The following is a 20,131-nucleotide window of genomic DNA, read 5'->3' as shown; positions in this document are numbered from 1 at the left end:
TGTGGGCCCGCTGGGAGCCTCAGCCCTCGGTGTCCGGGTCCTCCGGCGGCGCTTCCTCGTCGAGCAGGTCGGCCGGATCGATCGAGAACTCGAACGGCTCCCGCATGACGAACGTGCTCCCGGCGGCGGCCGCCGACACGGGCCGGTGCTCGCCGTCGGTCAGCTCGTAGAGGGCGATGGTGGGCACGCGGTTGCGCAGGTCCACCCGGAGGAAGAACGGGACGCCGGCGGCGGCGTACTCACGCGGACGGTCGATCACGTCCTTGCGCCGGTTGCCGGGCGAGACGATCTCGCCCAGCAGAACCGCCTGCCGGATGTCGATCGCCGCTCGTCCACCGCCGGAGACCCGCAGCACGGCGATGTCCGGAATGAAGAGGTCCTTGCCGGAGATCAGGTTGATCTCCGGATACACCCAGAGACCCGCTCGGCGCGCCGCTCGGTGCAGGAGATAGGGCAGTTCACGCTCGACCGACTGGTGGTCGATTCCGGCATGTGGTGTCACGATCACGCTTCCGCTCAGGACCTCGACCTTGGGACCGTTGGTCTCCGGCAACAGGTCGAGGGCGAGCTGGGCGGTCCACGGCTCGTCGTGCCAGCGCAGCACGTCGAACGACGGTTCGGTCGGCTGCGCCGGCTCGGGCGCGAAAGCGGCCTGGGCCATCCGGGCTCACCCCCTCAGCGGAACATCGCGCTGCCGACCAGCCTAGTCGCGCAGCCCCGCCCAGGAGCACGTCGCACCGCCTGTGCGTCGACGCCGAGCGCGGACCCGCCCCCCAGGCGGGTACATCGTCAGCGGCGAACGCCCCGGACGCGCCAGCCGCCCACCTCCCCCACCGACCACCGTTCGTCGGTGGAACACCATGGGCGTCACCCGGGTCCGGAGCCAGCCGTGCTGTTCCACCGACGGCGACTCTCCCGTGCGCACGGCCTCGTGGGGAGGGCTCACTCTGCGGTGGCGATGACGGGGGTGACGAAGGCCCGGATGCTGTCGACGGCGGACGGGACGGGGTCCGCCCACGGGTCGTCGGCGGCGACCAGGTGCCGGATGCCGGCCAGCTCCAGCTTGCCGTGCCGTACGGCGTCGAGGATCCGCTCCACCAGCACCGCCTCGGTGTCGTGGTGCTCCACCGCCAGGCACTGCACCCGGTGGCCGTCCGCGACGCGTACCTGCCACACCTGCCGGTCGGCGGTGACGCGGAGGGTGATCGTGAACTGGTCGTCGCGGATGGGCGGGCTGTCGACCCGCTGTCCGTGCCCGCCGAGCGTCCCGGCCGCCGGGTCCGGCCGGCTCGGCGGGTGCCACGGGTCCGGGTCGTGGCTCATCGTCGTCTCCCCGTGGGCTCAGAACGGCGGCGGCAGCTCGGGTGAGGAGGCCGGGTCCGGTGGTGCGGGATACCGCCACCAGATGCCCCGGTCCTCGAAGAACCCGTGTCGGCGCAGCAGCCGCTGCGTCGGTCCGGTAGGTGTGGTGCACAGCAGGACCGCGCGGTTGTCGTCGGCCCACCGGCAGGCGGCCGCCACGAGCGCGCCGCCCCGGCCCTGCCGGCGGTGCCCTTCGTCGACCAGCGCGTCGCTCAGCTGGTGACCGGCCATGGTCGGCCGGAGGGTGAGGGTGCCGTGCGCGACCCGGAAGTGGACGTCCCGGCCCTCGACGAGGACCTCGACGGCGTGCGGCGACATGACCAACTCTCCTCGGCAACGGCAACGGCAACGGCAACGGCGGCGGGTCAGTCGTCCGCGCGGCGGACGAAGGTCTCCAGCACCTCGCCGCCGTACCAGTCGGTGCGCTGCCCGACGTGGGTCATGCCGAGCCGCCGGGCCACCGCCATCGACGCCTGGTTGCCGGGCGAGACCACCGCGTACACCTCGGGGGCGCCGGCGGCGAACTCGCGGGCCAGCACGGCGCGGGCGGCCTCGGTGGCGTACCCGTGACCCCACGAGTCGGGGTGCAGGTGCCAGCCGACCTCGATGTCGGCGGTGGCGGTCACCCCGTCCCGGCCGGGCAGCGGCTTGAGGAGCAGGGTGCCGGCGACGAGCCCGCTGTCGCGTACCTCGATCGCCCAGGTGCCGTACCGGCCGGCCTGGTGGGCGTGCCGGTCCCGCCAGATGCCGAGCCGTTCGCGGGCCTGTCCGGGTTCGGTCAGCGGCAGGCCGGGCGCGAACAGCAGGCGGGTCACCTCGTCGGAGGAGTAGATGGCGAAGATCCGGTCCAGGTCCGCCGGGGAGTCGGTCCAGTCCCGCAGGATCAGCCGCTCGGTGGTGAGCACCGTCATGGCCGGCGATCGTAATGCGTGCCCGGCCGTCGCACGGGGAAGAAGGTCGCGATGGGTGACGCATGGCAGCGGACGAAGCGGATCACCAGCGCCGCGTTCCGGCCGGTACGCGGCCGGGACCTCTCGCTGCACGCCGCCGCGATCACGTTCTACGGGGCGATCGCCGTGGTGCCCGTCGCGCTGCTGGCGATCTGGCTGACCGCGCTGCTGGCCGGCGGCGACCGGGTGCGCCGACTGACGTCGTACGCGGTGCAGACGCTGCCGGACGCGATCGGCGCGCCACGGGCGGTGGACGCGCTGGTCGCGGCCGGGGTGGAGTTGACCCCGCTGCTGGCGTTGGCGTCGTTGCTGCCGGCGTCCCTCTACGGCGAGGGGCTGCGCCGGGCGTTCGTGTCGGTGGCCACCCCGCCCAACCCGGACGAGTCGCTGGTGGGCTGGCGGGGCCGACTGCTGCTGCTCCCGCTGCTCGCGCCGGCCCCGGCCCTGCTGCTGTCGATCCTGATCGCGTTGCCCACCACCACCCGGCTGGTGCGCCAGGGCGGCTGGATCGGCGCGCTCGGCGTGGTGCTGTCGTTCCTGGGGGTGTGGCTGGTGCTCACCCCGGTGCTGATGTGGGTGTTCCGGGTGGTCGGGCCGGCCTCGCCGGACTGGCTGTCGACGCTGGCGGTGGGCTCGTTCACGGCGGCGAACCTCTCCGGCTTCCTGCACGGCTTCGTGCTCTTCGCCTCGCTGCCGCTGGACCTGGGGGTGCCCTTCGGCGGGTTCGACGCGATCGGTGGCGGGGTGGCGGTGCTGCTCTGGCTCTACCTGTTCCACGTGATCGTGCTGGCCGGCTACTCCGCCACCCTGGCGCTGTCCCGCTGGCGCGCCCGCCGCGCCGCCGCGCCCGGCGGCAGCGACGACGACGGCGACGAGCCCGGCGACAGCGACGGCGACGAGCCCGGCGGCGACGACGAGCCCGGCGACAGCGGCGGCGATGAGAGCGGCGAGCCCGGCGGCAGCGACGGCGGCGAGCCCGGCGACGGGATCGCCGGACCGGACGGTCAGCGCCGGAACGGGCCGGTCACCTCGTAGGTGACGCCGCCGCTGCCGGTGGCGCTGCCGCTGGTGCCGCGCTGGGAGGAGAAGTAGAGCCGGCTGCCGTCGGGGGTGAACGCCGGGCCGGTGATCTCCGAGGAGCCGTGCCCGAGCAGGCGCAGGAACGGGGTCACCACGCCGGCCGGCGTGATCATGTTGATCTCCATGTTGCCGCCGTCCTCGGCCACGTAGAGGTCGCCGCCGGCGGTGCCGGTGATGTTGTCCACCCCGGTCAGCGGGGCCGCCCCGGCCGGCACCAGCGAGTCGTCGTACGCCAGGTCGAGCCGTTGGCCGACCGCGTCGTACGCCCAGACCCGGTTGTCGCCCTTGGTGGTGAACCAGCAGGTGCCCCGGTCGTACCAGCAGCCCTCCCCGCCGTCGAAGTGCTTCGCCGCGCCGACCTGGTGCCGGGTGGGGATCGGGAAGCCGTCCCGGTCGGGCACGTCGCGCCAGGTGACCGGGCCGGTGACCTGGTCGGCCGGGGCGCAGAGCACCTGCACCCGGCCGCTGCGCAGGTCGCCCCAGGTGTCCGGGACGAAGCGGTAGAAGCAGCCGTCGTCCTCGTCCTCGGTCAGGTAGACCACCTTGCGGTCCGGGTCGCAGGCCGCCGCCTCGTGGGTGAACCGGCCCATCCTGGTCCGCTCCTCGGCGGCGCGGCTGCCGTCCGGCCAGGTCTCGAAGACCCGCCCGAGCGGGACCTCCTCGCAGGACAGCCAGGTGCCCCACGGGGTGGCCCCGCCGGCGCAGTTGACGTTGGTGCCGCCGAGGATCCGGTACGCCGCCGCGATCGACCCGTCGGCGTGGAAGCGCACCGCCGACGCGCCACCGGCCAGCGGGATCTCCGAGTTCGACACGTAGATCCAGCCGGTGCCGGCCGGGAAGCAGGCGCCCCCGTCGGGCGCCCAGTGCCACAGGTAGGAGGTGCCGGGGACGCGCTGCCCGGAGCGGGCGATCACCCGGCTGGTGAACCCGGCGGGCAACTGGATGCCGTTGCCGTCGGCGGGGAGCAGGTCGCCGTACGGGCCGGGGCCGGGCTGGGCGGGGGCGGCGAGGGCGGCGCCGGCCCAGAGGCTGCCGGAGAAGGCGGCGGCGCCGACCACGGTGGCGCGCAGGACGGTACGACGGTCCATCGGGGGTCCTCCCGGAAGATGGTCGATGTCCCGTCGACGGTAGAGCCGACGGGACATCGACGGAAGCCACTATCCGGTGAACGCGGGGTGACGGGTCTCCGGGACGGCCGGCGCGGGCTCGTCGGTCTCCCGGATGCCGTAGCGGCGGTAGACCCGGGCCAGCGGGCCGGGCGCCCACCAGTTCCAGCGGCCCAGCAGCCGCATGGTGGCCGGGACGAGCAGCGCCCGCACCAGGGTCGCGTCGACCACGATCGCGACGATCATGCCGACCCCGATCAGCTTGATGTAGGACATCCCGCCGGTGGTGAAGCCGGCCACCACGACGATCAGCAGCAGCGCGGCGGCGGTGATGATCCGGCCGGTGCGTTGCAGGCCGAGGGCGACCGAGGCGGTGTTGTCGCCGGTGCGGTCCCACTCCTCGCGGACCCGGGAGAGCAGGAACACCTCGTAGTCGGTGGCCAGCCCGAAGAGCATGGCGAGCATGAGGATCGGGTTGCTCGGGTCGATGAACCCGGTGGGGGTGAAGCCGAGCAGGTCGGACAGGTGGCCGTCCTGGAAGATCCAGACCACCACGCCGAAGGACGCGCCGATGGACAGCAGGTTCATCAGCACCGCCTTGAGCGGCAGCACCACCGAGCCGAAGGCGAGGAAGAGCAGCAGCAGGGTCGCCCCGGCCATCAGCAGCGCCATCCAGGGCAGCCGGTCGGTGAGGCTGTCCAGCAGGTCCCGGTCGGCGGCGGAGCGTCCGCCCACCAGCACCTCGGCCCCGGTCGGGGCAGGCAGGTCGCGCAGCTCGCGGACCACGTCCTGGGCGATGTCGCCGGTCGGTTCGCCGCGGTAGGTCACCGAGAGCAGGGTCGTCTCACCCCGGCTCGCCGCGACCTGGACCGCGGTCACCCCGGCCACCGTCGACACCCGCTCGGTGAAGGGGCGGACCGCCTCGGCCGGCACGCCGGAGACCAGCACGTCGATGGGGGCGACCGAGCCGCCGGGGAACTCCTCGGCGATCCGCTCGGAGACCACCCGGGGCGCGGCGTCGGCGGGCAGCACCCGCTCGTCGAAGCCGCCGAAGGTGATCCGGGTGAACGGCGTCGCCAGGACCACCAGCAGCACCGCGACCCCGATCAGGTAGGGCACCGGACGGCGCATCACGCTGCGCGCGATCCGGGCCCAGGCGCCGCCGCCGGCAGCCTCCGCCGGCCGCCCGCGCCGCGTCCCCCGCCGCCACGGCAGGGGTACGCGCACCGCGTCGATGCGGTGGCCGAGCACCGCCAGCAGGGCCGGCAGCACGGTCAGCGCCGCCAGCATGGCGATCAGGACGGCGGCCATCCCGCCGAGACCCATGGAGCGCAGGAACGCCTGCGGGAAGATCAGCAGGCTGGCCATGGCGAGCGCGACGGTGAGCCCGGAGACGAGCACGGTGCGGCCGGCGGTGAGCATGGTGCGGCGGACCGCCTCGGCGGTGGAGCGGCCGGCGGCCAGCTCCTCGCGGAACCGGCTGACCACGAAGAGGGCGTAGTCGACGGCCAGGCCGAGGCCGATCAGGGTGATCACGTTGATCGCGAAGATCGACACGTCGGTGACCAGATTGAGCAGGCGTACCGCGACGAACGCGCCGAGGACGGCCAGGCCGCCGATGACCAGCGGGGTGGTGGCCGCGACCAGCCCACCGAAGATGAGCACCAGCAGCACCAGCAGCACCGGCATGGAGAGCAGTTCGGCGCGGGTGATGTCCTCGGTGGTCCGGGTGTTCGCCTCGTACTGGAAGGCGACCGTGCCGCCGATCTCGGTCCGCAGGCCGGGCGCGTCGAGGGCCGGGCGCAGCCGCTCGTACTGCGCGATCCGGGTGTCCTCGTCGGCGCCGGCGAGCTTGACCACCGCGTACGTGGCCTTGCGGTCGGTGGCGACCAGCGCGGGCGCGGAGGTGTCGTACCAGGTGGTCACGGTGGCGACCTCGGAGCGCTGGCGCAGCGTGGTGACGGTCCCGGCGACCGGGTCCCGGAAGGCCGGCTGGTCCACCGTGGCGGTGTCGCTCGACCAGAGCACGATCACGTCGGCGCCCTGCCGGCCGAGTTCGGCGGTGGCCCGCTCGGCGGCCCGGCTCGACTCGCTGGCCGGATCGTCGAAGCCGCCGCCGGTCAGCTCCCCGAACACCCCGGCGCCCCAGGTGGCGCCGACCGCCATGAGCACCGCCGCGGCGGCCAGCACGGCCCACCGGGCGCGCACCACCACCCGACCCCACCAGGCGAACATCGCATCTCCCCTCGTCGACCGTTAAGGTCGTAGGCTGTAAGCACGGATCATTGAGGTGAACGCCGTTAACTATCGCAACGGCGTTCGCTCCAGTCAAGGGAGTTGACGCATGAGCGAACGCAGCGAGCGAATCGGCCTGCTCAGCGCGCATCGGCCTCATGCCGGTCCCGACCGCAGGGAGGGAGCGGCATGAGCTGGCGCAGCGAGCGAATCGGCCGGCTCGGCGCGGTCCGGCCTCATGCCGGTCCCGACCGCAGGGAGGGGCCGGCATGAGCGCGCCGACCCGGCGGGAGCGGCTGCGGACGGCGACCCTCTCCGAGATCAAGGAGGGAGCGCGTCGGCTGCTGGTGACCGGTGGGATCGAGGCCGTCTCACTGCGCGCCATCGCCCGCGACATGGGCATGACCGCCCCCGCCATCTACCGCTACTTCCCGAGCCTGGAGGCGCTGGTCGGGGGCCTCGCCGGCGACCTGTACGACGAGCTGCGCCAGCACATCGAGGCGGCCCGCGACGCCGCCGGGCCGGAGCCGACGGAGCAGCTCGCCCAGATGTGCCGGGCGATGCGCCGCTGGGCGGTCGGCCACCCCGCCGAGTTCACACTGATCTTCGGCAACCCGGTGCCGGGGCTGGCCGAGTTCACCGACAGCTGCGTCGACCCCGACCACCCCGGGGCCCGCTTCGGCGCGGTCTTCCTCGGCCCGTTCGTCGAGCTGACCCGGGGCAGCCGACTGCCCGGCCCGCCCGCCGCCGACCTGCGACGCCTGCTCGACGGGCACCTCACCCCGCTCGCCGTCAAGCACGGCGAACTGCCGATCGAGGTCGCGTACGCCTTCCTCTCCGCCTGGACCCGGCTCTACGGCCTGGTCGCGATGGAGGTCTTCGGCCACCTCTCCTGGGCGGTCGACGAACCCGAGGCGCTCTTCGAGACCGAACTGGTCGCCCTGCTCACCCAGTTGCGCCCCGACGATGCCGGTGACGGCCTGACGCCGGGGGCCGCCCGGCACTAGGCTGCCCGGGCATGAGCGAAGCGAGTGAGCTGCCGGCCCGCGCCGACGTCGTGGTCGTCGGGTCCGGGCACAACGGGCTGGTCTCGGCGATCCTGCTGGCCCGCGCCGGGCTGGACGTGCTGGTGCTGGAGGCCGCCGACGTGATCGGCGGGGCCACCCGCACCGAGAACCCGTTCCCCAAGGTGCCCGGGCTGCGCCACTCCACCGGCTCGTACCTGCTCGGGCTGATGCCGCCGGAGCTGCTCGCCACGCTCGACGTGCGCATCCCGGTGCTGCGCCGCGACCCGCACTACTTCCTGCCCACCCCGGGCGGGCTCGGCTCGCCGTACCTGCTGTTCGGCAGCGACACCGCGGCCACCCGCCGGCAGCTCGCCGAGTTCTTCTCCCCCGCCGACGTGGCCGCCGACGACGCGCTCCAGGCCGAGCTGGCCCAGCTCCGCGACGACCTGGCCCCCGCCTGGCTGGCCGAGCCGCTGCCGGTGGAGGAGACCGCCGAACGGTACGTCCGGCCCGCCCTGCGGCAGGTCTTCGTCGACCTGGTCCGCGGCTCGGTCGCCGATTACCTGGCCCGGTTCGACTTCCGCTCCGAACTGCTGGTCAGCATGTACGCCGTCACCGACGGCCTCTCCGGGCTCAACGCCGGCCCGGACGACCCGGGCACCGGGCACAACTTCCTGGTACACAACATGTGCCGGCTCCCCGGGGCCGGCGGCACCTGGATGATCGCCGAGGGCGGCATGGGCACCGTGTCCCGGACCTTCGCCGAGGCCGCCCGCGCCGCCGGGGCCCGCATCCGCACCGGTACGCCGGTCACCGCAATCACCCTCGACGGCGGGGCGGCCTCCGGGGTGGTGCTCGCCGACGGGCGGTCCGTCGCCGCCTCCGTGGTGCTCGGCGCCTGTGACCCGTACCGGTTGATGGAGCTGTTGCCCGACGGCGCGCTGCCGGCGCCGCTCGGCGAGCGGATGGCCGCGGTCCGCCGCCCCGGCACCACCCTCAAGCTCAACCTGGCGCTGACCGGGCTGCCCCGCTTCTCCTGCCTGCCCGAGGGCGCGCCCAGCCCGTTCGGCTCCACCATCCACCTGCTGCCCGGCTCCGCGTCGCTGGTCGACGACGGCGGCGCGTCGCCGATGGCGGCGCTGCGCGCGATGTGGGCGGACGTGCAGGCCGGCCGGCTGCCCGACGAGCCGACCATCGAGTGGTACCTGCACACCACCGTCGACCCGTCGCTGTCCGACGACGCCGGGCACCACTCGTCGGCGCTCTTCGTCCAGTCGGTCCCCTACGAGCTGGCCGGCACCACCTGGGACGAGGCGCTGCCCGGCTACGTCAGCCGGCTGGTCGACATCTGCGAGCGGTACGCCCCCGGCACCGGCGACCTGATCGCCGACGCGGTGCCGCTGGCTCCGCCCGGGATCGAGGCGCACTTCGGCATCACCGGCGGGCACATCCACCACGTCGACAACACCGTCTCGTTCACCGACCGGATGCCGTACGCCACCGGCGTCGACGGCGTGTACGCCGGCAGCGCCGGCTGCCACCCCGCCGGCAGCGTCATCGGCGCCGCCGGCCACAACGCCGCCCACCGCATCCTCACCGACCTCGCCCGCTGACCCCTCCCACCCTCCCTCCCTCCCACCCACCCCTCCCCCGCCCGCACGCTCCGGCATCCGCGCACTTTCACGGAAAGAGTGGCTATTCCGCGAGGGATAGCCACTCTTTCTCTGAAAGAGCGCCCCACGGACGGTCAGGGCGCGGGGCGGGCGCGGCGCGCGGCGCGGGCGCGGGGCGTGGGGCGGGCGCGGGGCGTGGGGCGTGGGGGGCGTGGTCAGGTGGGGTGGGACGGGGGGAGGTCGCCCGGGCCCCGGATGAGGTAGGGGGCCACCAGTAGCAGGTAGGCCAGCAGGCTGAGAACCGGGTCGACGAGGACGATGGCGAAGGCGACCAGGTAGAGCAGCGGACCGAGCAGGAACCGTCGGGCCACCGCCTTCGCCAGGCGGGGGTCGAGACCGGGGTGCAGCAGGCAGCGGCGGCGCGCCCACCACCAGCTCAGGTTGAAGAAGAGGGCCTCGCCCAGCACCGTGCCGACGTACAGGCCGGCGGTCAGCCGCTGGTCGGCCACCGAGCCGCGCAGGTTGTCGGCGAGCAGGTTCGCGGTGACCGGGATCGCCGCCACGAACATCAGCAGCGTCAGGTTCAACACGAGCAGCAGCTGGTCGACCCGGACCACGTACCGCCACATGTTGTGGTGGGTGAGCCAGACCTGACCGACGATCGCGAAGGTGATCACGTACGCCAGGTAGGCGGGCCACTCGTGACCGAGCGCGGCAGCCAGTCCGTCGGCCTCCCGCTCCGGGGTGAACTGGAGCAGCTCCACCGCCATCAGGGTGAGCACGATGGCGATCACCGCGTCGCTGAACGCCTCCACCCGCGAGGCGTCCCGGGCCATCTCGCTGCGCCGACCGAACCGGTACCCCGGATCGTCGGTCCCCGTCCCGCCCCCGGCCGCCCCCATGAGGGGATCGTCGCGCGCCGGGGGCGTCGGTGCAGGCGGAACCGGGGCTTGCGGGGACGTCCCCGGCCCGCCCGCGCCGGGACGAGCCCTAGCTGACCGCCTCGCCGGCCGGGGCCGGGGTGTTCGCGTCGGCGCGGTGCGCCCGGACCTTGTGCCCCACGCTGGTCAGGCAGCGCCCGCTGGGCAGGTCGAACTTCCAGCCGTGCAGCTGGCAGGTGAGCTGGTCACCGTCGACGATGCCGAAGCGGGTCAGGTCGGCCTTCAGGTGCGGGCAGCGGCGCTGCACCACCCAGTCGCCGAGGGTGATGTCCTCGGCGTCGCTGGTGCGCTCGTGCTCGTCGTACCAGCCCTCGGCGTACTGGAGCCGCTCGGTGGAGAGGCACTTGAAGAAGGCGTAGACGAACTCGTTGTACTGGCCGATCCGGGCGGCCGAGAAACGGCAGGAGAGGAAGAGCGAGTTGACCCAGTCCACCTCGCCGATGTGCAGCAGGTGCTCGATCAGCGCCCGCTCGGTACGGAACCGGTAGCGCACCTTCTCGTCGGCGTACGGGCGGACCTCCTTGCCGGGGAAGTCCACCACGATCGACTCGACGCTCTCCCCGTCGTAGCCGACGAGGTCGAAGCGGACCGGGCCGCCAACCCCCTTGGCCAGGTAGATCGACTCGTCGAGCAGCGGCTCGATGCGGCGCTTCATCTCGCCGAGCACGTCCACCTCGGGGTGCCGCCAGGACGCCTTCTCCGCCTCGATGACCGGCCGCTTGCGCTCCCGCATCTCCTCGAGGTGGGCGGCCTTGTTCGCGAAGAACTCCTCCACCGGCACCGGGTGGGTGGTCGTCGCGCCCTCGGTGGTGACCTCGGTGACGCTGCCCGGCAGCAGCACGATGCCGTTGGTGCCGCCGACCTTGGCGTACTCGGCGAGGAAGACGGACTGGTCGGGGAAGATGTTGCCCTCGTCGCCGTGGATGTCGTTGAACTGCCACAGCGCGTCGTCGAGGAAGCAGGGCGGACCGGCGATCGGGAAGACGTGGTCGGCCTTCAGGTCGTCGATGTAGCGCCAGGTGCGGTCGAACTGCCGCTCCCGCTTCTGCTTGCCGAACGCGGTCTTCGCCGCCTGCGGCAGCTCGTAGACCATCGGGTACCAGATCGCCCCGGAGAACTGGAGCATGTGCGCGTGCACGTGGCCCAGCTCGGCGAAGACGCTCAGGTCGGTCGGGCGGGCGTCGTTCTGGTTGAGCAGCCGGACGCCGTCGTACTCCACCCAGAGCGAGGAGTCGCCGATCGGGCCGTCGGTCGGGCTGGTCAACGCCTGGATCATGATCTTCAGGCCGCCGGGCAGCTCCACGACCTGCTCGTTCGGCGCCTTGAGAAACTTCGTGAAGCCCAACTCCCGCAGCTCGTCCTCCATCTCGGAGGTGGGGAACTCGGGCAGCAGCACGGTGGCGTCCTTCGACACGAAGTCCCGCAGGTGCTTCGCGTCGAAGTGGTCCCGGTGCAGGTGCGAGACGTACAGGTAGTCGACCTGGCCCAGCGTCTCCCAGTCGAGCAGGGAGTTGTCGGGGAAGGGGAACCAGGAGGCGAAGTAGGCGGGATTGACCCACGGGTCGCACAGGATGCTGCCCGCGGCCGTGTCGATCCGCATGCTGGCATGTCCCGTACCGGTCACTCGCACCGCAGTCCCCCTCAAAACGACAATCAAGGTGTACGTCCCGACGCTACCGGAGGCAGTGTCCTCGCCGTCCCGCGACGCCGGTAGAGCCGACCCGCCCGGACCGGAAGGGGTCCAACGGCCCGGGTCGCGGGGGCGTGTCCCCCGTTCGCGTGCCCCGGTCGGGCCGGACCCCGCACCGGGCCCGGCAGGGGGCGTGCCAGACTACTCGGAGATCCGATCGCGAGGGAAGGACCGACAGTGGCAGGAAGCGAGCCGGTAACCGCGCCAGATCAGCACAAGCCCGGGCACCGCAAGTCCGGACGGATCGGCGCGGTGCTCTCCGCGCTGGCGCTGCTGGCGATGCTCTGCGGCAACCACGAGGGCAGGGTCGAGGACATCTGGCTGGTCGGCCTCGCCGTGCTGCTGCTGGCGATCGTCGTCGGCGACGCGGTGCTGCGCCGCAACGGCCTGCGGTCCTGAACCGCGCCACCGCGCCGGACGACACGAGGGCCCGCCCCCATCGGGGAGCGGGCCCTCGTCGCGTCGGTCAGCGGCCGAGCAGGATGTCCTGCACGTCCTTGAGGGCGGCGTCGACCTCGGCCTCGAAGTAGCCGCCCTGGACCAGCCCGAACCGCAGGGTGTCCAGGTCACGCGGGTTCACCGGCATCGGGTTGCGGCCCTGCATGCCGCCGAGCAGCGTCTCGAAGAAGCGGTCGACCTGGTCCGGGTCGTACCCGCTGCCGAAGCGACGCACCTGGAAGCTGCGCCGGATCTGGTCCACCCGGTAGAGGTCGCTGCCGGGCGGGCCGGCCATCGGCGGCCCCACCATCGGCGGGCCACCCATGGGCGGGCCGGCCATCGGCGGTGGGCCGCCGTGCCCCTGCGGCGGCATGGGCGGCGGGCCGGCCGGACCGGGGCCCCGCATGTCGCGCAGGTCGCGCTCCGGCATCCGGATCTCGGCGGTCATGTCGGCCCGGCCGTGCCGGCCGGCCTCGAAACCGTCGAACCGGCCCGGCTCGTCCTGGCCGTAGCGGCCCGGCTCCTCCGGGGCGTAGCGACCCGGCTCCTCCTGGCCGTACCGGCCCGGCCCGGCGGGCAGGCCACGCTGCGGCGGACCGCCGTGGCCCAGCTGCCCGCCCGGGCCCATCGGGCCACCCGCGCCGGGCCCACCCGGGCCGCGCGGCGCGTCGTAGCCGCCCCGGGGGGCGTCGTACCCGCCGGCGAAGGCGCCGGTCGGCTCGTCGTACCGGTTGCCGTAGCGGTCCGGCGGGCCCGGCTGCGCCGGCATCCCGCGCGGCGGCAGCGGCTGCGGGACGGGCGAGAGCCCCCGGTGGTCGTCGCGCATCGGCGGGCCGAGGCGGTCGGCGGAGGCGCGCAGGTCACCGCTGCGCCCGCCGGCCAGGCCACCGCGCTCCTCCAGCTCGGCCAGCTGCCGCTCGACCCGGTCGAGGTGCAGGTCGACCTGCCACTCGTCGTAGCCGTTGAAGCGGACCCGGAAGACGACGTCGTGGACCTCCTGGGAGGCCACGGGCGCGCCGACCGGCTGGCCGGCGAGTGTCGCCTCGACCCGGTCCAGGAAGGCGTCCACCTCGTCGACCTTGTAGCCCCGGCGGAGCGCCTTACGCCGGAAACGCTGACCCTGACTCGCCACTATGTCTCCTGGTCTCGTACCGCTACGCCCGGTCACGCCCGCGCGGCGCGTCGGTGTTGCTGTCCTCGGCCGCCGCCAACTGCCCGCACGCGCCGTCGATCTCGCGCCCCCGGGTGTCCCGCACCGTCGTGGACACCCCGGCCTCGCGCAACCGTCGGACGAACTCCCGCTCGACCGGCTTCGGGCTCGCGTCCCACCGGCTGCCGGGTGTCGGGTTGAGCGGGATGAGGTTCACGTGGGCCAACTTGCCGGCCAGCAGCCGCCCGAGCAGGTCCGCCCGCCACGGCTGGTCGTTCACGTCCTTGATCATCGCGTACTCGATCGACACGCGGCGCCCTGTCCGGGCCGCGTAGTCCCACGCTGAGTCCAGCACTTCGGCTACCTTCCAGCGCTGGTTGACCGGCACGAGTTCGTCGCGCAGATCATCATCGGGCGCATGCAGCGACAGCGCAAGGGTCACTGAGAGGTCTTCGCTGGCCAGTCGGCGGATGGCCGGGACCAGCCCGACCGTGGAAACGGTGATGTGCCGCTGGGACAGGCCGAGCCCCTCCGGGGCCGGCGCGACCAGCCGGCGGATCGCCGCGACCACCCGCGAGTAGTTAGCCAGCGGCTCGCCCATGCCCATGAAGACGACGTGCGACAGCCGCGGCGGCGACCCCGCCACCTTGCCGGAGGCGGCGACGCCGGCCAGGTAGACGGCCTGGTCGACGATCTCGGCGGTGGAGAGGTTACGGGTCAGCCCGGCCTGGCCGGTCGCGCAGAACGGGCACGCCATGCCGCAGCCGGCCTGGCTGGAGATGCAGACGGTCACCCGGTCCGGGTAGCCCATCAGCACGCTCTCCACCAGCGAGCCGTCGTGCAGCCGCCAGAGCGCCTTGCGGGTGGCCCCGTCGTCGCAGGCCAGTTCGCGTACCGGGTTGAGCAGGGTGGGCAGCAGCGACCCGGCGATCCGCTCCCGGGTGGTCGCCGGCAGGTCGGTCATCTGCTCCGGGTCGCGCACCAGCCGACCGAAGTAGTGGTGGGAGACCTGCTTGGCGCGGAACGCCGGCTCGCCCAGTTCGGTCACCAGCGCCTGCCGCCCGGACAGGTCCAGGTCGGCGAGGTGGCGGGGAGGCATCGCGGGCCGCCGCCCGGGGGCGTCGGGGTCTACGGGGATCACAGGCAGGCTCGTCATGGCGCGTCCAGTCTGTCACGCCGTTCGGCCGACGCCGCCGTCCGGAGGTGCCGATTCCGCCCTGGCCGAGCGGGGCGGACGGGCGACCGGGCGTGATTCATGCCTCAGCCCACCACCGGCACGAAGACCGCCAGCAGCAGGTAGGCGGTGGGAACGGCGAAGAGGATCGAGTCCAGCCGGTCCATCAGGCCGCCGTGCCCGGGCAGGAGATTGCTCATGTCCTTCACGCCCAGGTCACGCTTGATCATGGACTCGGCCAGGTCGCCGAGGACCGCCGCGCCGGAGACCGCGATCCCGAACAGCGCGCCCCACCACGGCGCGACGTCCAGGAGCAGCCAGATCAGCAGGGCGCTGCCGGCCGCCGCCGCGGCGACCGAGCCGGCGAACCCCTCCCAGGACTTCTTCGGGCTGATCGACGGGGCCATCGGGTGCTTGCCGAAGGACACCCCGGCGGCGTACCCGCCGGTGTCGGAGAGCACCACCGCGACCAGGGTCACCAGCACCCGCAGGTGCCCGTCGTCGGGGGCCGCCGCGAGCAGCGCCGCGAACCCGGCGAGGAACGGCACGTAGACCGCGATCAGGGTGGCGGCCGTGAGGTCGCGCTGGAAGCCGGCCGGACCGTCGCCGAGCCGCCAGATCATCGTGCCGAGCACCGTGACCAGCAGGCCGAGACTGAGCGCGTCCGGCCCGGCGAACCAGGCCAGCCCGACCGTCAGCACGCCACCGGCGATCAGCGGCACCACCGGCGGATGGGCGCCGCTGCGCCGTACCGCGCGGGCCATCTCCCAGATGCCCACGGCGACCGCGGCGGCCAGCACGACCAGGAACGCCTGGAGGTAGAAGAAGAGGGGTACGAGGATCAGCGCGCCGAGCGCGACGCCGACCCCGATCGCGGCCGGCAGGTTCCGGCCGGCCCGGCCGGGCGCCCGCTGCTGCGTCGGCGGCCGCTGCGCGCTGGCCCGACGCCGGCCGCGTTGCCGGCCGGACGGCCGCTGCGGCTCGTCGTCGGCCTCGGCGCGCACCACCGGGATCTGCGAGGTGGGCGCGTCGTCGTCGCGCACGGGGGCGAGCTGCGAGGTGGGCGCGTCGTCGTCGACCGGCGGGCGGCCGGGGGCACGGCCGGGGCCGCGGGGCCCACCGGGACCCTCGCCGGGCAGGGGGTACGGGTCGCCGACGGGCTCGTCGGGACGGTGCGCGTGCGGACGCGGCGGGGCCTGCGGGCCGGCGTGCAGCTCGGGGCCGGCCTGTCGGTTCCACGGCTCGACGTCACGCTCGGGCCAGGGCAGCGCGGCGGGGCGCTCCGGCCGGTCCCAGCCGCGAGGCTCGGCGCCGCCGTAGGGGTCGAGGTGGGACATCACGCACCGAACGGCGACGGTACGAGTTCCACCACATGACGCAAGACCAAGGCCATCCCCTACACGCGCGACTGTTCCGTCCGATTGCCCGGCCCTTCGACCGGTCGATTCCCGTCGTTCACCGCGTGGTGGCCCGGGAATCGTGCCGAGCCTACTGCACTCCCCGCCCCGGCAGGGCGGACGAGGGCCGCCGGGACCTCGCCCGGGCCGCGCGGGTGAGCCCGGCCCCGGGGGCGCCCGGCCCCGGGGGCGCCCGGCCCCGGGGGCGCCCGGCCCCGGGGGCGCCCGGCCCCGGGGGCGCCCGGCCCCGGGGGCGCCCGGCCCCGGGGGCGCCCGGCCCCGGGGCCGGGCCGCGCAGGCGAGCCTGGTCGCGCGGGCGAGCCTGGTCGCGCGGGCGAGCCGGGCCGCGCGGGCGAGCCGGGCCGCGCGGGCGAGCCGGGCCGCGCAGGTGAGCCGGGCCGCGGCGAGCACTGCCGCACCGCGCCGCCATCCCGTACGTCGGTGTCGCCGGGCGCGGGACGGACGGGTGACGTCCGGGGCCCGACGACAGCGGCACCGGCGTCCCACCGCCCGAGGGGGCGGGACGCCGGTGCCGCGGAGCCGGTCGCTCAGACCTCGAGCAGCTCGGCTTCCTTGTGCTTGACGAGCTCGTCGACGGTGGCGACGTAGCGCTGGGTCAGGTCGTCGAGCTCCTTCTCGGCGCGACGGCCCTCGTCCTCGCCGACCTCCCCGTCCTTGACGAGGCGGTCCAGCTCCTCCTTGCCCTTGCGGCGGACGTTGCGGACGGCCACCTTGGCCTCCTCGCCCTTGTGCCGGGCCACCTTGATCATCTCGCGGCGGCGCTCCTCGGTCATCTGCGGGAGCAGGATGCGCAGCTGGTTGCCCTCGTTGTTCGGGTTCACGCCGAGGTCGGAGTCGCGGATCGCCTTCTCCATGGCGTTGATCTGCGAGTTGTCGTACGGCTTGATGATGACCATCCGCGGCTCGGGCACACCGATGGACGCCATCTGCGGCAGCGGGGTCGGGCTGCCGTAGTAGTCGATGATGACCTTGGAGAACATGGCGGCGTTGGCGCGACCGGTGCGGATGGCGCCGAACTCCTCCTTGGCGTGCTCGATGGCACGCTCCATCTTCTCCTCGGCCTCGAGGAGGGTGTCGTCGATCACCGGTCTCCTCGCCTCCTTCTGTTGCTCGTCGTGGGCTGATGCTGCTGTCTGTCGGAGGACCGCCGCGGTGGCGGGGGCCGTTCAGGCGGTGATCAGCGTACCGATCTTGTCGCCGCCGACCGCGCGGATGATCGTGTCGTCGCCCTGTGCGCCGAAGACCAGCATCGGCAGCCCGTTCTCCATGCAGAGGCTGAACGCGGCGGCGTCGGCCACCCGGAGGTTGCGGCGCAGCACCTCGGAGAAGGTGATCGAGTCGAACTTGCTGGCGGTCGGGTCGACCCGGGGATCGGCGGTGTAGACGCCGTCCACCCCGTTCTTGCTCATCAGCACCACGTCGGCGCGGATCTCCAGCGCCCGCTGCGCGGCGACCGTGTCGGTGGAGAAGTACGGCATGCCGGCGCCCGCCCCGAAGATGACCACGCGGCCCTTCTCCAGGTGCCGGATGGCGCGCAGCGGGATGTACGGCTCCGCGACCTGGGCCATCGTGATCGCGCTCTGCACGCGCGTCTCGATGCCCTCCTTCTCCAGGAAGTCCTGCAGGGCGAGGCAGTTCATCACGGTGCCGAGCATGCCCATGTAGTCGGCCCGGGCCCGGTCCATGCCGCGCTTCTGCAGTTCGGCGCCGCGGAAGAAGTTGCCGCCGCCGACCACGACGGAGACCTGCACCCCGCGCCGGACGACGGTGGCGATCTGCCGGGCGATGGCCTGTACGACGTCCGGGTCGACGCCGATCGCGCCGCCGCCGAAGACCTCACCGGAGAGCTTCAGCACCACCCGGCGGGCCCGCCCGGGCGGCGGCGCCGTCGGGTCGTCAGCCTCCAGGCTCCGGTCACTCACAACCTGCGTCATCCGCCCCGCCCTTCCCCGGGCGCACGTCCCGCGCGCCGCGTACCGCTCGACTGCCGTTGCCGACCCTATGTGACGAGGAGGCCGCGGTGCCTGTCACGTACACCGGCGGCCTCCTCGTCGACGTTTCCCTGCCCACGGGCGCGGCATGCGCCCGTGCCGGCGGATCAGGCCTGGCCGACCTCGAACCGCAGGAAGCGGGTCACCTCGATGCCGGCCTCGGCCAGCACCTGCTTCACGGTCTTCTTGTTGTCGGCGACCGACGCCTGCTCGACCAGGACGTAGTCCTTGAAGAAGGCGTTGACCCGACCCTCGACGATCTTCGGCAGCGCCGCCTCGGGCTTGTTCTCCTCGCGGGCGGTCTGCTCGGCGATGCGCCGCTCGGACTCGACGACCTCGGCCGGCACCTCGTCCCGGGTGAGGTACTTCGGCCGCATCGCGGCGATCTGCATCGCGACCGCGCGGGCGTCGGCGTCGCCGGCCTCGTCGGTCTTGCCGCTGTACTGCACCAGCACGCCGACCGCCGGGGGCAGGTCCTGGCTCTTGCGGTGCAGGTAGACGGCGGTGCTGCCCTCGAGCTTGGCGAAGCGGTTGAGCACCAGCTTCTCACCGATCTTGGCCGACTGCTCCTGGATCAGGTCGGCGACCGTCCGGCCGTCCAGCTCGGAGGCGAGCAGCTCCTCGGCGTTGCTCACGCCGCTGCGCTCGCCGTGCTCGACCAGCTGCTGGGCCAGCGCGATGAAGGCGTCGTTCTTGGCGACGAAGTCCGTCTCGCAGTTGAGCTCGAGCAGCGCCTGGCCGGAGTGCGCGACGAGACCGTTGGCGGCGGTGCGGCCGGCCCGCTTGCCGACGTCCTTGGCGCCCTTGACGCGCAGGATCTCGACGGCCTTGTCGAAGTCGCCCTCGGCCTCGGTCAGCGCCTTCTTGCAGTCCATCATGCCGGCGCCGGTGAGGTCGCGGAGCTTCTTGACGTCCGCGGCGGTGAAGTTGGACATGACTCTCTCTTCGGTGTCGTGTCGGAACTGCGGTGGGATGGTCTGGGTGCCGGTTACCCGGATCCGGGCCGGATGTGTCCGGCGTACCCGCCGCTCCCCGCCGTCCGCGAAAACGGACGGCGGGGAAGCGACGGTGCGATCACTCCGCGGCGGCGGTCGCCGGCTGCTCGGCCGGCTGCTGCTCGGCCGCCGGCTGCTCGTCGGCCTTCTTCGGCTCCTCGAGCAGCTCGCGCTCCCACTCGGCCAGCGGCTCGTCGGCGCCGACCTGACCCGCCTCGGGCTTCTCGTCGCCGCCACGGCGGCGACCGGAGCGGGCGATCAGACCATCGGCGACGGCGGCGGCGACGACCTTGGTCAGCAGCTCGGCCGAGCGGATCGCGTCGTCGTTGCCCGGGATCGGGAAGTCGACCTCGTCCGGGTCGCAGTTGGTGTCGAGCACGGCGATCACCGGGATGCCCAGCTTGCGGGCCTCGTCGACGGCGATGTGCTCCTTCTTGGTGTCGACCACCCAGATCGCGGCCGGGAGCTTCTGCATGTCCCGCAGGCCACCAAGGGTCTTGGTGAGCTTGGTCTTCTCGCGGAACAGCTGCAGGGTCTCCTTCTTGGTGTAACCGGCGGCGGTGCCGCTCAGGTCACCCAGGGCCTCCAGCTCCTTCATGCGCTGCAGCCGCTTGTACACCGTCTGGAAGTTGGTCAGCATGCCGCCGAGCCAGCGGTGGTTGACGTACGGCTGGCCGACCCGGGTCGCCTGCTCGGCGATGGCCTCCTGGGCCTGCTTCTTGGTGCCGACGAAGAGGATGCTGCCGCCCTCGGCCACCGTGTTGCGCACGAAGTCGTACGCCTTCTCGATGTAGTCGAGGGTCTGGCGCAGGTCGATGATGTAGATACCGTTGCGCTCGGTGAAGATGAAGCGCTTCATCTTCGGGTTCCAGCGCCGGGTCTGGTGCCCGAAGTGGACACCGCTCTCCAGCAGCTGGCGCATGGTCACGACGGCCATGGTGGGGTACTCCCTTGGTCCCTGGTTGTCCCGCCCGGCCGGCG

At 73.2% G+C, this 20,131-nt stretch carries 18 protein-coding genes and 1 pseudogene; 4 read left to right on the top strand and 15 right to left on the bottom strand.

What is annotated here, in order from left to right; translation table 11 throughout:
• Positions 1–19 precede the first annotated feature (19 nt).
• From GA0070614_RS23065 to GA0070614_RS23050, 4 genes are all read right to left on the bottom strand, one after another.
• The gene (locus GA0070614_RS23065) at positions 20–661 is read right to left on the bottom strand and encodes a Uma2 family endonuclease (RefSeq protein ID WP_088977923.1); all 642 of its coding nucleotides are present in this window, start codon (positions 659–661) and stop codon (positions 20–22) included.
• Positions 662–942: 281 nt separating this feature from the next.
• Positions 943–1,323, bottom strand: coding sequence for a hypothetical protein (locus GA0070614_RS23060; RefSeq protein ID WP_088977922.1), 381 nt, complete (start codon positions 1,321–1,323; stop codon positions 943–945).
• Positions 1,324–1,341: 18 nt separating this feature from the next.
• Positions 1,342–1,680, bottom strand: coding sequence for a GNAT family N-acetyltransferase (locus GA0070614_RS23055; RefSeq protein WP_088977921.1), 339 nt, complete (start codon positions 1,678–1,680; stop codon positions 1,342–1,344).
• Between the two features lie 47 nt (positions 1,681–1,727).
• A complete protein-coding gene (locus tag GA0070614_RS23050; protein ID WP_088977920.1) occupies positions 1,728–2,273 on the bottom strand; it encodes a GNAT family N-acetyltransferase in 546 nt (181 codons plus the stop codon).
• A gap of 51 nt (positions 2,274–2,324) precedes the next feature.
• Between GA0070614_RS23050 and GA0070614_RS23045 the strand changes: the two are divergent.
• Positions 2,325–3,158 (top strand): annotated as a pseudogene (locus GA0070614_RS23045) (YhjD/YihY/BrkB family envelope integrity protein); the annotation flags it as partial.
• Positions 3,159–3,316: 158 nt separating this feature from the next.
• Here the strand turns inward: GA0070614_RS23045 and GA0070614_RS23040 are convergent.
• Both GA0070614_RS23040 and GA0070614_RS23035 read right to left on the bottom strand, forming a co-directional pair.
• On the bottom strand, positions 3,317–4,480 hold the full coding sequence (locus GA0070614_RS23040; RefSeq protein WP_088977918.1) for an alkaline phosphatase PhoX: 1,164 nt from the start codon (positions 4,478–4,480) through the stop codon (positions 3,317–3,319).
• A gap of 69 nt (positions 4,481–4,549) precedes the next feature.
• Entirely contained in the window at positions 4,550–6,733 is a 2,184-nt protein-coding gene (locus GA0070614_RS23035) for an MMPL family transporter (protein WP_088977917.1), read from the bottom strand.
• Between the two features lie 269 nt (positions 6,734–7,002).
• Here GA0070614_RS23035 and GA0070614_RS23030 point away from each other — a divergent pair, with 269 nt between their 5' ends.
• A complete protein-coding gene (locus GA0070614_RS23030; protein ID WP_172892487.1) occupies positions 7,003–7,740 on the top strand; it encodes a TetR/AcrR family transcriptional regulator in 738 nt (245 codons plus the stop codon).
• Between the two features lie 11 nt (positions 7,741–7,751).
• Positions 7,752–9,353 carry a phytoene desaturase family protein gene (locus tag GA0070614_RS23025; protein ID WP_088977915.1) on the top strand — a complete coding sequence of 534 codons (1,602 nt, stop codon included), beginning with the start codon at positions 7,752–7,754 and terminating at the stop codon, positions 9,351–9,353.
• A 215-nt stretch (positions 9,354–9,568) separates the two neighbouring features.
• Here GA0070614_RS23025 and GA0070614_RS23020 read toward each other — a convergent pair whose 3' ends face one another.
• The gene (locus tag GA0070614_RS23020; protein ID WP_172892617.1) at positions 9,569–10,189 is read right to left on the bottom strand and encodes a TMEM175 family protein; all 621 of its coding nucleotides are present in this window, start codon (positions 10,187–10,189) and stop codon (positions 9,569–9,571) included.
• 154 nt (positions 10,190–10,343) lie between these two features.
• Positions 10,344–11,924 carry a Rieske 2Fe-2S domain-containing protein gene (locus GA0070614_RS23015; protein WP_088977913.1) on the bottom strand — a complete coding sequence of 527 codons (1,581 nt, stop codon included), beginning with the start codon at positions 11,922–11,924 and terminating at the stop codon, positions 10,344–10,346.
• A gap of 237 nt (positions 11,925–12,161) precedes the next feature.
• On the opposite strand from GA0070614_RS23015, the gene GA0070614_RS23010 reads away from it, so the two are divergent.
• Positions 12,162–12,383 carry a DUF2631 domain-containing protein gene (locus GA0070614_RS23010; RefSeq protein ID WP_088977912.1) on the top strand — a complete coding sequence of 74 codons (222 nt, stop codon included), beginning with the start codon at positions 12,162–12,164 and terminating at the stop codon, positions 12,381–12,383.
• 67 nt (positions 12,384–12,450) lie between these two features.
• On the opposite strand, the gene GA0070614_RS23005 is transcribed toward GA0070614_RS23010, so the two are convergent.
• The 7 genes from GA0070614_RS23005 to rpsB all read right to left on the bottom strand — a co-directional run bounded on the left by GA0070614_RS23005 (position 12,451) and on the right by rpsB (position 20,087).
• Positions 12,451–13,554 (bottom strand): DivIVA domain-containing protein, encoded by a 1,104-nt coding sequence (locus tag GA0070614_RS23005; protein ID WP_088977911.1) that lies wholly within the window; start codon positions 13,552–13,554, stop codon positions 12,451–12,453.
• Between the two features lie 22 nt (positions 13,555–13,576).
• The gene (gene rlmN / locus GA0070614_RS23000) at positions 13,577–14,728 is read right to left on the bottom strand and encodes a 23S rRNA (adenine(2503)-C(2))-methyltransferase RlmN (protein WP_088977910.1); all 1,152 of its coding nucleotides are present in this window, start codon (positions 14,726–14,728) and stop codon (positions 13,577–13,579) included.
• A gap of 104 nt (positions 14,729–14,832) precedes the next feature.
• Positions 14,833–16,083 carry a phosphatidate cytidylyltransferase gene (locus GA0070614_RS22995; protein ID WP_088977909.1) on the bottom strand — a complete coding sequence of 417 codons (1,251 nt, stop codon included), beginning with the start codon at positions 16,081–16,083 and terminating at the stop codon, positions 14,833–14,835.
• A 608-nt stretch (positions 16,084–16,691) separates the two neighbouring features.
• Entirely contained in the window at positions 16,692–17,249 is a 558-nt protein-coding gene (gene frr / locus GA0070614_RS22990; protein ID WP_088977908.1) for a ribosome recycling factor, read from the bottom strand.
• 81 nt (positions 17,250–17,330) lie between these two features.
• The gene (gene pyrH, locus GA0070614_RS22985; RefSeq protein ID WP_088977907.1) at positions 17,331–18,098 is read right to left on the bottom strand and encodes a UMP kinase; all 768 of its coding nucleotides are present in this window, start codon (positions 18,096–18,098) and stop codon (positions 17,331–17,333) included.
• Positions 18,099–18,262: 164 nt separating this feature from the next.
• Complete coding sequence (tsf, locus tag GA0070614_RS22980) at positions 18,263–19,090, bottom strand: translation elongation factor Ts (protein WP_088977906.1); 828 nt, start codon at positions 19,088–19,090, stop codon at positions 18,263–18,265.
• Positions 19,091–19,229: 139 nt separating this feature from the next.
• Entirely contained in the window at positions 19,230–20,087 is an 858-nt protein-coding gene (gene rpsB, locus GA0070614_RS22975) for a 30S ribosomal protein S2 (RefSeq protein WP_088977905.1), read from the bottom strand.
• Positions 20,088–20,131: the final 44 nt, after the last annotated feature.

This window comes from Micromonospora coxensis, assembly GCF_900090295.1.
GTDB classification, from domain to species: domain Bacteria; phylum Actinomycetota; class Actinomycetes; order Mycobacteriales; family Micromonosporaceae; genus Micromonospora; species Micromonospora coxensis.
This window is presented reverse-complemented; position numbering and strand designations above follow the sequence as displayed.

What these genes read in the sequence shown, in the direction of transcription:
- GA0070614_RS23065 (WP_088977923.1), bottom strand. Translation starts at nt 661, where the DNA reads ATGGCCCAGGCCGCTTTCGCGCCCGAGCCGGCGCAGCCGACCGAACCG.
- GA0070614_RS23060 (WP_088977922.1), bottom strand. Translation starts at nt 1,323, where the DNA reads ATGAGCCACGACCCGGACCCGTGGCACCCGCCGAGCCGGCCGGACCCG.
- GA0070614_RS23055 (WP_088977921.1), bottom strand. Translation starts at nt 1,680, where the DNA reads ATGTCGCCGCACGCCGTCGAGGTCCTCGTCGAGGGCCGGGACGTCCAC.
- GA0070614_RS23050 (WP_088977920.1), bottom strand. Translation starts at nt 2,273, where the DNA reads ATGACGGTGCTCACCACCGAGCGGCTGATCCTGCGGGACTGGACCGAC.
- GA0070614_RS23040 (WP_088977918.1), bottom strand. Translation starts at nt 4,480, where the DNA reads ATGGACCGTCGTACCGTCCTGCGCGCCACCGTGGTCGGCGCCGCCGCC.
- GA0070614_RS23035 (WP_088977917.1), bottom strand. Translation starts at nt 6,733, where the DNA reads ATGTTCGCCTGGTGGGGTCGGGTGGTGGTGCGCGCCCGGTGGGCCGTG.
- GA0070614_RS23030 (WP_172892487.1), top strand. Translation starts at nt 7,003, where the DNA reads ATGAGCGCGCCGACCCGGCGGGAGCGGCTGCGGACGGCGACCCTCTCC.
- GA0070614_RS23025 (WP_088977915.1), top strand. Translation starts at nt 7,752, where the DNA reads ATGAGCGAAGCGAGTGAGCTGCCGGCCCGCGCCGACGTCGTGGTCGTC.
- GA0070614_RS23020 (WP_172892617.1), bottom strand. Translation starts at nt 10,189, where the DNA reads ATGGCCCGGGACGCCTCGCGGGTGGAGGCGTTCAGCGACGCGGTGATC.
- rlmN (WP_088977910.1), bottom strand. Translation starts at nt 14,728, where the DNA reads ATGACGAGCCTGCCTGTGATCCCCGTAGACCCCGACGCCCCCGGGCGG.
- GA0070614_RS22995 (WP_088977909.1), bottom strand. Translation starts at nt 16,083, where the DNA reads ATGTCCCACCTCGACCCCTACGGCGGCGCCGAGCCTCGCGGCTGGGAC.
- pyrH (WP_088977907.1), bottom strand. Translation starts at nt 18,098, where the DNA reads ATGACGCAGGTTGTGAGTGACCGGAGCCTGGAGGCTGACGACCCGACG.
- tsf (WP_088977906.1), bottom strand. Translation starts at nt 19,090, where the DNA reads ATGTCCAACTTCACCGCCGCGGACGTCAAGAAGCTCCGCGACCTCACC.
- rpsB (WP_088977905.1), bottom strand. Translation starts at nt 20,087, where the DNA reads ATGGCCGTCGTGACCATGCGCCAGCTGCTGGAGAGCGGTGTCCACTTC.